Below are 14,167 nucleotides of genomic sequence, written 5' to 3'. Positions count from 1 at the left end.
ACCTAATTGGTTTTTTCAGTTAGGTCGCTCACATAAAAGCCACCGAATGGTTTATTGAATACTTTATTAAAGTCGCCACCTATATACCATTTCCCGTTTCGATAGAAACTTGAGTGTCCTATATTATTTGGATTGGGTTTCCAATCTAACACTTGATAAGTGTTTGCATTGAAGGCCGCCAAAAACTGGCTTGTAGTGTCACCATTGAGTCCTGAAAAAGATCCCCCTACCATTGCAATCCCTTCAGGTGAAACAGTAATGGAAGAAACAGTCGCATTTGCATAAATGGGATTCGGTGTTATATAACTTTGGATTGTAGTGTCGTAAGTGGCCATGTTACTAAAACTGCCTAAACTTCCAATTGTCGTAAAGATTCCGCCAATCAATATTTTTCCAGCAAAGTGACTTTGTGCTGCAACTTCACTATTAGGATAATTGCTGGATGCTGGCAAAGAAGTGACAAATCCGTTTATGGTATCTACTGCGCGATAATTATTCGATCCTGCTACTCCATTCATTGAGGTGAAAATTCCTCCGACATAAACTAAATCGTTCAAAACGAGTAAGCTACTTGCACTGTTACTTCCTAAATCTGGATTCCAATTAGTAAGAGTCAATGAATTAGAATCAATAGCAGCAAGAGCATTTCTTGTTTGTCCACTAACACTAGAGATCCCAAAGCCGCCAAAAAAGATTTGATTCTCATTACTTGTTATGGATCTGATTTCAGGTGATCCTGTTCCTGAGACATTTAAGTTTGTCTGGTTTAATTGGTAGGTAGGTAGATCTAAAATTGCAAATCCAACTCTTGGGATTCCGTTTATATTTTCAAAAGAACCACCTACAAACAGATGATTGTCTTTTATGTGAAATGATGTAATTTGAAAATCAAAGAAAGGTGTGCCTTCTATAGGATTTCCGGTTGCTTCTTCGAATACGACAAAATTATTTCTTTTCATCATATTGGCGGCAGTGAAGTTACTTGCAATTAATAAAGAAGAACCTGATGAGACGATTTCTCCTGATGGGAAATAGACTCCGGAGTTAAAATTAGGATCCCAGATATTCAAACTATTACTTGGTAAATCGAAACTTGCAGCATAATTTCGTTGAATGCCTTTTGCTTCAGTGAATTCGCCAAGAACGTACAACTTGTTCCCAATCACCGTGCCGTATTTTACATTGTTGTTGATACCAAACGAATTTTCTTTAATAGCACCTAACTGGTTATCGACTCCTACCAAATAATTAGCAGGTGTGGCTCCAATAGTAGTGAAATTTCCACATAAATAGATTGTATTTTCATATTGGGTCACTTTGGCGACTTCGCTATTTGGATTTGGTGCCCAAGAAGTTTGTGTTCCATTTAAAAAGAAAGAAATCGCACCTCCAGCGAATGGACCGACAACGTAGAGGACTGGAGTTCCATTCGAGTCTGTTCCGAGGTGAATGTCATTCACTTGTCCAGGTGCCTGGCCGATAAAGGACGTATCTAAAGATCCGGTTATCGGAGAAAGTTTCGCAATCCCTTGTTTGGCTGTTGCTCCAACCATCGAGAAATGGCCACCGATGTAGATAGCAGTGCCATCTGTTGTAATGTCAAAAACACTATTGTTAATGTCACCTGCATAGAATTCTGTATTGAGTTCTCCCGTATATCGGTTGATAGATGCTAAATTTTTTTGTGATCCAGATCCCCAACTAGTAAACATTCCACCAACATACAGTTGATTTCCTAGTATGGAAAGTGAAGTAACAACTCTTGAAGGATCTTCCACTGGATTAAAGTTTGGATCTAATTGGCAACCAGGAAGAATATGTGCGACTTGGTTTCGTTTGATCCCTTGGACATATTGAAAGTCACCGCCGATATAGAAACCGCCAGATCCGTCCGAGACCGTTGTCGAATAGGAAGCAATTACTTTTAAATGTGGACAAAATCGATTTGGGATTACTTTCCCAGTCATTGCATCAACAAGTGCAATGTTACCGGTTGGAATGCCTGTCATCTTGAAAGTTCCACCAGCGATGATATGGCCTTGGTGATAGGTAAGTGCCGCTATTTTAGGGACTGCAGAACTATCATATACTCCCCAAGGTTCAAAAAAGCTAAATGCAGGCAGACAAGAACTAGAACGATCACCTGTCGCATAGCGAATCACAGTTGCTAGTAAATATGATTTGGAACGAACATCACAGGTATTTTCAAGGTCTGCCGGTCTACAGTTAGAAAATGTAGTTAACGAGACTACACAGATCCAGATAATCGAAAAATTTCGGAACATGAGCCAAGGGTTTAGAAATTAATTTCCTTGTCCAGTTTTTTGAATGCAAGAAATTCAGCCAATAAATTCAAAGATTGAAAATTGATTTCAAATTTTCGCGTTGATATTCTGAATCATAAAAACAGAGTACCATGAAACCTTTGTTTATCGGTCATTCATTCAAACTAGTTCGCACAAGCCCACCGTTACTCTTTTTCAGAGCTACAGAAAATTCTCCTCCAAGATAATACTTTCCATTCTTATACATAGAAGCATAAACATTGGAATTGATATAAGGATTCCATGGAGATACCGTATTTGTGTATGCGTTAAAGACTCCAAAATAAGGCCGATCTGTGGCACCATTCAGTCCATCGAACGATCCACCAATAAGAACATTGCCATCTGTATAACCGCCTGTATGGTTGACCATTGTTCCCGCATAAAGCATAGTAGATGGTTCGTAGGATTGTGTCATCGTATTGTAGATAGCGATGGTATTATAACTTGCGGCACCAATGGTGCTGAACTGCCCTCCAAGAAAGATTCTAGATCCTACGATGGATTGCGAATAAACACCTGAGTTTGGATGGTTCGTGGCAGAAGGAACATTGCGTTTTGCTCCGGTATTTTTGTCTACAGCTTGGTAATTCGTAATCGTATTGTCTCCATTCAATGCTGTAAATAAACCACCTATAAAAACAAGATCATTCACGGCTAAAAAACTATCTCCACTGCCAGTTAAATTCGGATTCCAGTTACTCACCGATAGATCACCCAAGTTCAATGCAAAGGCTCCATTCCTGGGAAACGCATTCACGTTTACTAAACTAGTTCCTCCCACATAGACTTGGGATTCGTCACTTGTAATCGTTCGAATTTCTGGAGAACCGGTAAGGATGATATTGGTTGAGCTTGGCTGGTAATTTGGTAAATCCAAAATAGCAAAGGCAATTCGTGATTGCCCCCCCACATTGGTAAACGATCCTCCTGCAAATAACCGATTTCCATTGACATGAAGGGTTTTGATTGGATAATCAAAGTTAGGTGTTCCTTCGATGGGAGCTCCGGTCACTTCATCCAAAACGGCAAAGTTACTCCTTGGAACTACGTTGACTGTAGAACGACTGGAAGTGAAAAGTACAACTCCATTTCCTGCCGACACAATTCCGGAACCTGGGTTACTAATATTAGAATCATAAGCTGGATCAAATGCAGTGACCGATTCGTCGGGTAAAGAAAGTGCTGCTGCGTAGTTTCTGGGAACCGATTTAATTGATGAAAAATCTCCCGTTACATACAAAGTATTTTCTATAATTTGCAGGGTTGCGACGCTATTGCCGGTGGCACTAGCGATGACATTATAATTTGTAGTGATGGCAGTACCGTTGCTATTATTGACAGAGACTAAATTGGAAGCGGATGTTCCACCATTGATGGTGGTAAAATCTCCCCCTAAATAAATGGTATTATTATACTGTTGGATGGAGTTGACTTTGTCATTCGGAGCGGGATTCCAAGTGATCGGAGTTCCGTCCGGATAGAAAGCCATGGCACGAGTGTATGTGGAAACAAAATCGCCAACAGCGTAGAGAATGGAACTTCCATTCGCATAGGTTCCGTAATGTAAGTCGAGACATGTGCCGCTGGAAATCACCGGATTGTTGAAAGAAGAAATATTTGAACCATTAGAGGGAGATATTTTAGCCAATGCTCGTTTTGTTACACCTCCTATATTGGCAAATTCCCCACAAACATAAAGAGAGTCTCCATCCGTTTCTAAATCTGACACTAGGTTGTCTGCACCTGAAGTAAATGAAGTATCCAAGGCACCTGTGTATCGATTGAGACGAACCAGAAATTTTTGCGATGTATCACCACCCCAGTCAGAGAAGATTCCTCCCACATAAAGGGAATCTCCCATAAGTAATAAGGTGTAAATATTTCTGGTGTTGTCTTTTAGAACATTAAAGTTACGATCCAATTGGCAACCCGGAAGGATATGGGCTACGCTAAACCTTTCTACGCCTTGTACGGCATAGAATTCACCACCGATATAAAACCCTCCACTGCCATCAGAAATAGCGATTCCAGTAGTCCCGACAACTTTTAAGTAAGGGCAATAACGATTGGGTACTACTTTTCCGTTTTTTGTTTCTAAATACACAACGTTCCCCGTAGAAGGACCTACGAATTGGAAACTGCCTCCGATGATGATTTGGTCATTGTAACTGGTGATGGCATTGACAGTTGTGGCGACCGACGGTGGAGTCGGCATATACACTCCCCATAAGTCTTGGAAGTCAAACGAAGGGAGGCAAGAAGGGGATCTGTCACCTGTAATGAATCGGATGATGGACGCTTGGAAGTATTCTTTTGTTTTTGCATCACAGGTGTTTGAAAGTTCAGCCGGTTTACAGCCGAAAGCCATACCGAGTGACAATGAATAGACGATTAGTATTTTTCGCATAGGTTTCATAACCCGATATTGTACTAAAGTTTTTGATTTTGTCTACTCGTTTGAAATAAATTTCCTACTGTTCCATAGAAAGTCTAAGGGGTGATGTTTTGGGTTTCCCTAATATTTTTTGGAATTGGTTTTTTCCTCTACTGGATTTGGATGGAGAGTGGAAAAAAAGGACCTGTTCAAGATATACGCAAAAGACAGAAAATCGGTTTGGAAGAAAATACAGTGGTTATGGAATCTCGACCGAAGGAATTTCCAATTCTCTTCTCCGCCGGTTCCTCCAATTTAGAAGAACAATGTGTAGATTTGTTGCGAGAACATTTTAATTCCGCTATTTTATCCCAAATAGGATATATTCAATTGTTTGGTTCTGCAGATGTCTCAGGGAATCTATCAAAAAATCGAAGGTTGGTAAAAGAAAGAGTCCAAATTGTTGAAAGATACTTGGTATCTTTGGGAATCGGAAAAGACAAAATACAAAAAATATTTTTAGAACCAGGTTATGGAAGTAACCCCGAGATGCGGAAGCGATTACGATCCGTTCAAATCCAATACAAATAGGAAACATAGAGATGACGAATGCGAGGGTATTTGGTCTGATGTAGAAAGACGTATGATTAGAACTGAAATTCAAATTCGATTCAATGATATGGACCCTATGCGGAGAGTCAATAACTCTAGTTATTCGACCTATTTAGAATTAGCCAGGTTAGACTTTTGTAATCGGTATCTATCTGTTGTCGAACTCGAGGACATTCCCTTTGTCCTTGCCCGCGTGGAGATGGATCTAAAGGCTTCCGTTTTACCTGGAGCTTCCATATATGTATCCACTTGGGTATCTGCCATTGGTACAACCTCTTGGGAGTTCTCTTATGAAATCCGTGACGGAAAAACAGAGACTCTTTATGTGTCCGCAAAAACGGTTCAGGTTTATTTTGACTACCGAGCGAAAACCAAAAAACCCATCCCTCCCGAATTTTTAAAATCTTTGGAAAAAGAAAGTCTATAATTTAAGACAAAAAAATTGTTTTTTTAAAACAACTCTCTCGAATCAAAATGTTTCCATTCCCAATGGTAAGCTGATTTGTCTCCGTATTGGATGCATTCTTCGAGCCAATTGGATTCGGTCTCTGGATGTAAAATGGAATAGGTTTCGGAAACAGAACGAATGAGTTCACCGTATTCCGGAAGAATTTCGGGAAGGAGTGGATCCGTGTTTCTATCGAGAAGTCTTACCACTGATTGTAAAAGAGCAAAATAAATTCCCTTTCGTAAAAGATCTGGAATTCCTTTGGGGACTGCGACGAGAGCCTCGATTTGTGGAAAAAGCGAGATGAGTTTTGGGACATGGACATACAAATGGCTTGGCAACTTACCTTGTATTTCCGTAAGATAAACTTCATTTCCCATTTCACCCATGATAAATCCAATCTATCAGATTCGTTCCCAAATTAAAACCATTTGTGAAGTGGAAGGATTTTCTTTAGTGGGATTTACGGAAGCAAAGATCCCCAATTCCGATTTAGAACATTTGGAGGAATGGATTCAAGGGAATCAGTTTGGTTCCATGTCTTGGTTTGCCAAAGACCATGCTGTCGGAATTAGAAATCGTTTTGAAAATTTAGGCCTCATTCCCAAGTCAGTGATCTGCCTTGGATTTATTTATCGATCTAGTCAAGGAGAAGAACTTCTTTCCGGGATGAAATCCAAAGTTTCTCGTTATGCGTTAGGTTCCGATTATCATATCATTTTAAAAGAAAAAGGAAATCGGATTCTTAAAACACTGAGAACTGAGTTCCCAAATTATAAATTTCGTCAGTCCGTGGACAGTTTGCCTGTGGCAGAAAAAATTCTCACAAGGGAATCTGGAATTGTTTGGCAGGGGAAAAATACAAACCTGATTCATCCTAAACTGGGATCTTATTTTTTTCTTTCTACCATCCTGACGGATTTAGAGTTAGGGGGACCTGAGCCAGAGGAAATCGTCACAGACCATTGTGGAAGTTGCCGTAGATGTATCGATATTTGTCCTACAGGTGCTCTCGAAGAATACAAAATGGACGCAAGGAAATGTATCTCTTACTTAACCATTGAAGACCAAGAAGAAACAGAAGCGACGGAATCTTTTTTGGAATGGGATCGTAAGGGTTGGGTGTATGGATGTGACCTTTGCCAAGAAGTCTGCCCTTGGAATGCCAATGTGGCCAAACGAAATGAAGTTGAAACCACGGAACCAAATTTTTTACCAAGAGATTTTTGGACGGATCCAAATTTTATTTCTAAAAAATCTCTCACCAAACAAGAGTTTGCAATGTATTTTAAAGATTCTCCAATTGAAAGAATAGGATTTGAAATTTGGAATCGAAATTTAAAAGAAAAGGATGATGAAGAATAGAATTTATTTTTCTGATTTTACTAACGAATCTAGCTCGCATTTCTCAATTGTAGCCGTGTTCTTGGTTTCAATTGATACTAAAGAAATTTAGTCGATAGAATTTCAGTGGTTAGTTTAGGATCTTTTGCGGAACAAATGGCACTCACAACCGCAAGGGAATCGGCACCTGCTTCGATTACTTCTTTTGCATTGGATTCTTTAATTCCCCCAATGGCAACAATGGGGAGAGTGGTTTTTTCTCTTAACCATTGAACGCCGGTTAGCCCCCAGGCAGGTTTGGTATTTGTTTTCGTTTCTGTATCAAACACAGGTGATACAGCAAGATAATCTAAAGGAGGATTTGGATCGATTTTCATAAGAGAATGAAAGTCTTCTTTAGTTTCTAAAGATAGTCCAATGATGGCATCATTGCCTAAAATCCGGCGAGCCTCCCTCCAAGGAAGATCTGATTGTCCTAGATGGACTCCGTCTGCACCGGCCGCCAAACATATATCTAGGCGGTCATTGATGAGTAGAGGAATCTGAAAGGGTGTTAAAACTTCTTTTAATTGTTTTGCTAGTTCAAAAAATTCGCGGCTGTCTGTTTCTTTTTCTCTCAGTTGGACAAGGGAAACACCACCGAGCGCAGCTTGGCGCACTACCTCTGCCAAACTATGCCAGTGGCAAAGGGGTCTATCTGTTACTAAATAAACCCCGCGAATTTTATTCCCCATTTAGCTTTTGTTTGATGATGTCTGGGCCGATTTCGTAAAGGGCATCAATAAAGGCCACTTGGAAACTTCCCGGAGAGTTTGTTTTTGCTTTGGCCATCTCTCCTGTTATTCCCATGATTGCCATGGCCGAAGTGGCAGCCCGGAACTGGTTCGACTGTACAGCGGCAAAGGCACCACAAATGGCTGACGCGGTACATCCAAGCCCAGTGACCTTTGTCATGAGTGGGTCTCCGTTACGCACTTGGGCTTTTTCTGTTCCACTTACAATATAATCTGTGGCACCAGAAATCACAACCACTCCACCAGTGACTTTGGAAAGAGACTTTCCTGAATCCACAGCCGACTCAGATGAATCTGTCGAATCCACTCCTTTCGTTTTTCCTGAAGAGTTAAGAGTCGAAAGAATTTCAGATGCATTCCCTCTGATAATGCTGGGACTGCCAGCACCTAAGATACGACGAATTGCCATATTACGCAAGTTACTTGCTCCTGCACCAACGGGATCGAGTACCAAAGGTTTACCAATGGAAACAGCTCTTGCCGCTGCTTTCTCCATACTTTGGATCCAAGGTTCTGATAAAGTGCCAATGTTGATGACGGTTGCCGAACAGATTGTAACCATCTCTTCGACTTCTTCGATGGCATGAGCCATAATGGGAGAAGCACCAATCGCAAGGAGAGCGTTGGCAGTGTTGTTCATGACTACATAGTTTGTGATATTATGAATGAGAGGGGATTTAGAACGTAAAACTTCTAAATCTTCGATTGTATTTTGAATGATTGATTGCGACATACGGAGGTTTCCTAGTGAAACCTAGGCAATCTTCGTGATGGCGTCTTCTACTTTTTTGATTAAATCCGATTCGGACCAAGGTTTGTTCAAAAAACTATGTAAGTCCACTTCTCCTTTCAATTGATTGAGTGAAAGCTCATCAATATGCCCGGAAATAATTATTTTTTTAATTTGTGGATACGTTTTGTGGACATCACGAAGGAACTCATCACCTCTTTGATTGGGCATAAGCCAATCAGAAATGATGATGAGAATATCGATTCCTTCTTCTGCCAATTCTTCAATGATAGACCATGCCTCTTCTGTATTTTGAGCCGTTTCGTAACGATATTCGTTCCCAAAATGTTTTTTCAGCTGAGACTTTAGGCTCATCAGAATGATTTGTTCGTCATCAACGAAGAGAATGGCTTTGTTCATGGGAACTATTTTCCGTCGTGTGGGCACTCTAGCAGTTTGTCATGACCAGGGCAGGATCTTTTTTCTTTCCCAGGACAAACGGCAAAACTTGCTGATGTGATGACCAAAAGACTGAATAGAGTGATTGCAGTTTTCATAAAAGCCTCTTCTTTCATTAGACGATGATTTGATGCGAAATCAAGAACGATTTCTTCAAACTTTTGTTAGAATTTCATACCCTTTGTCTGTGACAAGAACAGTATGTTCAAATTGGGCAGAGAGTTTTCCATCTTTAGTCCGAACGGTCCATTTATCGGATTTGTCGAAATTGACTTCCCAGGTTCCTAAATTCACCATCGGTTCGACGGTAAAAATCATTCCTGCTTCGATTTTGGCTAGTTTTCGTGGAGATCGAAAATGAGGAACCTGTGGTTCTTCGTGGAAATTGCGACCCACGCCGTGACCCATTAGGTCACGAACAATTCCATATCCCAGTGGGGTGAGGAAATCATCGATAGCATTTCCGATGTCGTCGATCCGGTTTCCTGGTTTCACTTGTTCGATTCCGACCCACATCGCTTTTTCTGTGTCAGCCACAAGTTTTTCGGCTTCGGGAGTTGATTTTCCCCCAACGATAAAGGTTTTGGAAGTGTCCCCGATATATCCGTCCACAATGGGAGATACGTCCAGGTTGATGATGTCTCCGTTAGCCAGGACATCTTCTTTTTTGGGAATTCCATGGCAAACCACGTGGTTGATGGAAGAACAAATGGACTTGGGAAATCCTTTGTATCCAAGGGGAGCAGATCTATGTCCGTTTTTTTTGGTATAGGCTTCGGCTAGATCGTTCAGTTCAAGGGTGGTGATCCCAGCTTTGACAAAGGGCTCTAGATACACGAGGAGTTCGGCGGCAAATTTTCCCGCCTTCCTCATCGTTTCAATTTCTGATTTGTTTTTAATGTAAATCACGGATTAGAAATCAGTGGATCGAACCGTCGTTCTTTTATTGGCAGAGGTTCTTTCTAAAGCTTTGTCGATGAGACGGTAGATTTCTTCGTTGATTCCATCAATGGCATCGCCAGAAGTCATAAATCCCTTACTTTTGATGTATGCTTTCACTTTAGAAGTGACAATTAGGGATTCCTTCGACGTTGTTTCTGTTTGTTCTTCAGACATGGATACCTCGGTTATTTCTTTCTAACTCCGAGGATGCTATCTACGAGGGATTTTTCAATATTTAATTTTTCACTAATTGCCTCAGAAGACCACTGGTAATTGTCGTGGAGGCTCTGGATTGTGGCTCTTTTTCTCTCGACAAGGGGATTTCCCGAAACTTTTCGGTCGGATTTTCCCGCTGGGACTGGATTTTGCATCGCCCCTTGGACAATGTCCAGGAATTCGGAGAGTTTTTCGAAGGTTTCGTCCGCCTCGCCGAGCAGGGACTCCAAATCGTCCTTGGTTTCCCGTGAGGATTCTTTGAGGTCTTCCAATCTTTTTTGGAGGGTGAGGATTTGGCGGTGACGATCAGAAAGGTCGCCTAGCAACTCTTCAATTTTGTCAAATTTTCGTTCCACAGAATCAATTTGGGCTTCTCTTTCCACAAGGAAGGAAGTGCGGTTTTCTGCTTGGCGGATGGTTTCCGTGAGTTCTTTTTCACGGGCTTCCACCACTTCGATTTCGCGATCGAGGATGTCTAGGCGAGCTTGAAGTTCGCGAGCATTGTGTTTTTGGCCTTCTAAGTTTTCTACCAAATGGAAAACGGAATCTTGTGATTCTTGCAAAGAGGAAAGAAACGATTCTATTTTTGACTGTTCTGCTGTGAGTTTAGCCACTCGGGTTTCGATAGAGGTAACTTCTATTAGGCTTTGTTCAAAACCTTCCATCGTTTCCGAAACATGGACTAGGTTGGATGCAAGGATTTGCACTTGTTTGTCCACATCTTCCGTTTGGAACTGCGCTTCTTTCAAAGTTTCTAGTTCGTTTGCGATTTCTTTTCTGAGTTCGGCAAATTCCGAAATGGCAGATTGGTAAAGATCAAGATCAGGGCGACCTTTCTCGAGAGCCCGGAGTGCTTCTGAGATTTCTTCTACGGCACGGTTTGATTCATCTGCAATCTGTTTTGCGGATATAAATAAATCAGAGTGTTCTTTTACAGTTTCTAGTTCGCTAGAAAGTGTTAAGATATCTTCTTTTAAAGTTTCCATTTCCGATTGGAAACTGGAAAGTGTTTCTTCTTTGGTATCGTTTAGATCCTCTAAACCATTTTTAATTTCATGTTTTAGGTCTTGAAAACGGTTCAAACTATCTTTTAAGAAGTCTTGGCTTTCTTTTGCAATTTCTTTGAAAGACTTCTCGTAATCTTTTTGGTAAGTTTCGATTTGTTTTTTAGACTCGTCTTTGGAACGTTTGATACTTTCTTCTAAGTTTCGACGAACTGTATTTAGGTGGTTGGATATTTTATCTTCCATTTGACCTAGTTGGACATTGCCTTTATCAAGAAGTTTTGTTAATTGGTGAGAGATTTTAGAATCAATGGTTTCATTGAGTCTGTCCATTTTCTCTTCTTGTAAGTTAAAGAAAGATTCACCTGATTCTTCTAAGTGTTTGAGAATTCGTTCGACTTCACTGCGAGCGAGTTTCGCTTCTTCTTCTAATCGAGAAATACTTTCTTTTGTTTTGGATTCTGCAGCCATTTCCAAACTAGATTTTGCTTTTTGGAATTGGTTTTGGAATTCACCAAGTAGGTCAGCACCTTCTACATGGATTTCTTTGAGTCGATCTTGAAGCCTTTCGATGCTTCCGGTTTGGTCGTCTCGCATTTTCGCGAGTTCATCTTCCCATTTGCTGACAAACTGTTCGAGATTCGCATTGGCGATTCGTATTTTTTCCGTTACAATTTCTTCGGATTCTTTGGCTTTGTCTTCTGCTGTTTCTAAGATTTCATGAGCCGATTCCCGTAGAGCAGACTTTAATTCTTCTACATAATCATCCACATCTTTGGTTTGTGCTGTGATGGATTCGCTTAAGTCTTTGATTTGGGACTGAACTGTTTCTAAGTCCGATTCCATTTCATTTTTTTGAAGTTTGAAATCAGAGTTCATTCTTTCTTCGAGTTCTTTTCTTAACTCAAATAGAGAGGTTTTGATCACAGATTCTTGGTTGGAACGAACCGTATCCAACTCACGATCGAAATCTTTTAATTCTTGGAGAGCACTCTTTTTAAGAGATGTAGCTTCTTCTTTTAACTCCTCTGAAATACGGTGGAATTCTTCAGAGAAGGCTTCGATTTCGCGAATGAGTTCTTGTTTGCGAATGTCTGCTTGGCGAAGGAGTTTATTTTCCGCTTCCAAATATTTTTCTTGGAACTGGATGATGGTTTGGTTGATTCCATCTGCTTGCCTTCTGGTTTCGTTGATGATGTCGTCACGTTTGGAAAGGGTTTCCAGAGATAAATCTTCGATCTCTCTTTTAATGGAGTCTGTTTCTTGACTAAGACCCTTCATAAAAGAATCTTTTGTATGAGTGACTTGGTCAAAGATAGAATCAAAACGTTCTTGGATTTTTTTCTCGAGAAGATTTACTTTCTCTTCTAACTTGCCAGAGGCCCGTTGGTATTTTTCTTCTAACCTTTCATCAAACTTATCAACTTTGTCGGAGAGTAGGGAGGAAGTATCTTCAAATTTTGTTAGGCGAACATCCAAATCCCCTTGTGCATTTTTCATAGAGTCAAGCAGGAGATCCATCTCTTTACGAGCATGGTCCAAACGACCCGCAGTTTCTCCCACCATCACATCAGCATGAGACAAAAGTTTTTCACGAGCGGTCTCTGCAATTTTAGAAAGTGAGTTATCTAAAAATTCCGACTTAGTTTCCAGCAGACTTTCGAGTTCTACCATCTTGTGTGCAACTGATTGTAAAATCTCGTCACTTCTATGATTTAATTTATTTTGAAACGTATCCAACATAGAGATGGATTCGTTATGAAGGGATTCCATATCTTCCGAAACTTCACGTAACTCTCGTTTGTGGGTATTGATTTGAGAGAGTCCTTCTTCCATATATTGTTTTTCACGACGGACTTGGTTACTCAAATCTTGGATTTGTTCCATTTCCCCGGAAAGAGAAGAGAGGTAGTCTTTGCTGGCACGGATTTTTTCGAATAGATCGCGGGATTCGGAACTTAAAGATTGGATGTCTTCCGCTACTTTACGGGATTGTTTGACAAGGATGTCGAGGTCAATGCCAGCATCTTTCACCAATTGGATCTTTTGGAGAGCGACACCATGGATTTCGTCGGTCAATTTAGACGCATAACGTTTGAGTTGGGAGAGTTTGGTGTTGGATTTGTCCAGACGACGTAACCCGATGGTCACCGCCACACTGGCCAAAAAAGGCAATAAAAAGACTTCTAATCCCATTTTCTCAAAGATCCAATAATAGTATTATGTCGCATGAAGATGGTTGAAGGAAATCAGGCTCGGATTTTTTCCGCAAGCCTTTTTTAATTCAGGGAGAATTCACGGATTTGGAGCCAAAATCGGGTGAAAATCTTCGATTCTTCTGCCTCTAAATTCGCCAATCGATCCTTTGCCTCTGGGTCCAGGCGGAACATTTCCGAACTCATATCAGAAAGGTGACCTTCTTCTTCTAAAATCAGGTTGGTTAGGCGGATGGGAGAACCCGTTTTTTCCAAAATCTCGTCATACGCTGCATAGACGACCATGGCCCGTTTTTCGATGACGGTGGTGGTGTACAAATAAGCAAGGTAGGTGAATTGTTTTTTGTCTGGGAAAACTTTGCGGAGGCTTCGGCGTACCAATGTATCCAGTTTTGCGAAATAAATTTTTGCCGCTATCCCTCGGACAAGGGCTGAATTTTGGTATCCCGATTGGAAGCTGGGTTTGATGGTGCGGGCTGCCTTTTTGAAGAAGAGGGCGTGTCTTGCTTCTTCGGTTGCATGTTTTAAAATCATCTCCGAAGTTTCTTCGCTCGATTGGGTGAGGAGAATCTTTCTGGAACCAAGATGTTCTAAAAGAGAGAGAGTATTCAGCCAGAGAGCATGGTTAGTTTCATTGGCAACGATGTCGGAGAGAACTTTAGGAATGGAATCATTCGAAAGGACAGTAGCAGAACCCATAA

At 40.9% G+C, this 14,167-nt stretch carries 14 protein-coding genes; 3 read left to right on the top strand and 11 right to left on the bottom strand.

All coding sequences use genetic code 11. The features are described 5' to 3' along the window. Positions 1-2 precede the first annotated feature (2 nt). Both CH361_RS15530 and CH361_RS15525 read right to left on the bottom strand, forming a co-directional pair. Positions 3-2,285 carry a hypothetical protein gene (locus tag CH361_RS15530; RefSeq protein WP_100791720.1) on the bottom strand — a complete coding sequence of 761 codons (2,283 nt, stop codon included), beginning with the start codon at positions 2,283-2,285 and terminating at the stop codon, positions 3-5. A 151-nt stretch (positions 2,286-2,436) separates the two neighbouring features. Then, entirely contained in the window at positions 2,437-4,734 is a 2,298-nt protein-coding gene (locus tag CH361_RS15525) for an autotransporter outer membrane beta-barrel domain-containing protein (RefSeq protein WP_425268690.1), read from the bottom strand. Positions 4,735-4,962: 228 nt separating this feature from the next. Here CH361_RS15525 and CH361_RS15520 point away from each other — a divergent pair, with 228 nt between their 5' ends. Further along, positions 4,963-5,292 (top strand): OmpA family protein, encoded by a 330-nt coding sequence (locus CH361_RS15520; protein WP_244279914.1) that lies wholly within the window; start codon positions 4,963-4,965, stop codon positions 5,290-5,292. A 52-nt stretch (positions 5,293-5,344) separates the two neighbouring features. After that, a complete protein-coding gene (locus CH361_RS15515) occupies positions 5,345-5,740 on the top strand; it encodes an acyl-CoA thioesterase (protein WP_100791717.1) in 396 nt (131 codons plus the stop codon). 23 nt (positions 5,741-5,763) lie between these two features. Here CH361_RS15515 and CH361_RS15510 read toward each other — a convergent pair whose 3' ends face one another. After that, on the bottom strand, positions 5,764-6,150 hold the full coding sequence (locus CH361_RS15510; protein WP_100791716.1) for an LIC_11502 family protein: 387 nt from the start codon (positions 6,148-6,150) through the stop codon (positions 5,764-5,766). Here CH361_RS15510 and queG point away from each other — a divergent pair. Then, complete coding sequence (queG, locus tag CH361_RS15505; protein ID WP_100791715.1) at positions 6,149-7,126, top strand: tRNA epoxyqueuosine(34) reductase QueG; 978 nt, start codon at positions 6,149-6,151, stop codon at positions 7,124-7,126. The two genes, CH361_RS15510 and queG, sit on opposite strands and share 2 nt — an antisense overlap. A 77-nt stretch (positions 7,127-7,203) precedes the next feature. Here queG and thiE read toward each other — a convergent pair whose 3' ends face one another. The 8 genes from thiE to CH361_RS15470 all read right to left on the bottom strand — a co-directional run bounded on the left by thiE (position 7,204) and on the right by CH361_RS15470 (position 14,165). Then, positions 7,204-7,839 carry a thiamine phosphate synthase gene (thiE, locus tag CH361_RS15500; RefSeq protein WP_100791714.1) on the bottom strand — a complete coding sequence of 212 codons (636 nt, stop codon included), beginning with the start codon at positions 7,837-7,839 and terminating at the stop codon, positions 7,204-7,206. After that, positions 7,829-8,632 carry a hydroxyethylthiazole kinase gene (thiM, locus tag CH361_RS15495; protein ID WP_100791713.1) on the bottom strand — a complete coding sequence of 268 codons (804 nt, stop codon included), beginning with the start codon at positions 8,630-8,632 and terminating at the stop codon, positions 7,829-7,831. Before thiM ends, thiE begins: the two co-directional genes overlap by 11 nt. Positions 8,633-8,653: 21 nt before the next feature. Then, positions 8,654-9,049, bottom strand: coding sequence for a response regulator (locus CH361_RS15490; protein WP_100791712.1), 396 nt, complete (start codon positions 9,047-9,049; stop codon positions 8,654-8,656). A gap of 5 nt (positions 9,050-9,054) precedes the next feature. Then, a complete protein-coding gene (locus CH361_RS19860; RefSeq protein ID WP_279627939.1) occupies positions 9,055-9,186 on the bottom strand; it encodes a hypothetical protein in 132 nt (43 codons plus the stop codon). 55 nt (positions 9,187-9,241) lie between these two features. Continuing rightward, entirely contained in the window at positions 9,242-9,997 is a 756-nt protein-coding gene (map, locus tag CH361_RS15485) for a type I methionyl aminopeptidase (RefSeq protein WP_100791711.1), read from the bottom strand. Between the two features lie 3 nt (positions 9,998-10,000). Next, entirely contained in the window at positions 10,001-10,204 is a 204-nt protein-coding gene (locus CH361_RS15480; protein ID WP_002978419.1) for a hypothetical protein, read from the bottom strand. Between the two features lie 11 nt (positions 10,205-10,215). Then, entirely contained in the window at positions 10,216-13,446 is a 3,231-nt protein-coding gene (locus CH361_RS15475) for a SpiroCoCo family coiled-coil protein (RefSeq protein ID WP_100791710.1), read from the bottom strand. A gap of 83 nt (positions 13,447-13,529) precedes the next feature. Further along, positions 13,530-14,165, bottom strand: coding sequence for a rubrerythrin (locus tag CH361_RS15470; protein ID WP_100791709.1), 636 nt, complete (start codon positions 14,163-14,165; stop codon positions 13,530-13,532). Positions 14,166-14,167 lie beyond the last annotated feature (2 nt).

The organism is Leptospira brenneri (assembly GCF_002812125.1).
In the GTDB taxonomy this organism is placed as follows: Bacteria; Spirochaetota; Leptospiria; order Leptospirales; family Leptospiraceae; genus Leptospira_A; species Leptospira_A brenneri.
The sequence above is the reverse complement of the archived record's forward strand: the minus strand, read 5'-3'. Positions and strand labels throughout refer to the sequence as shown.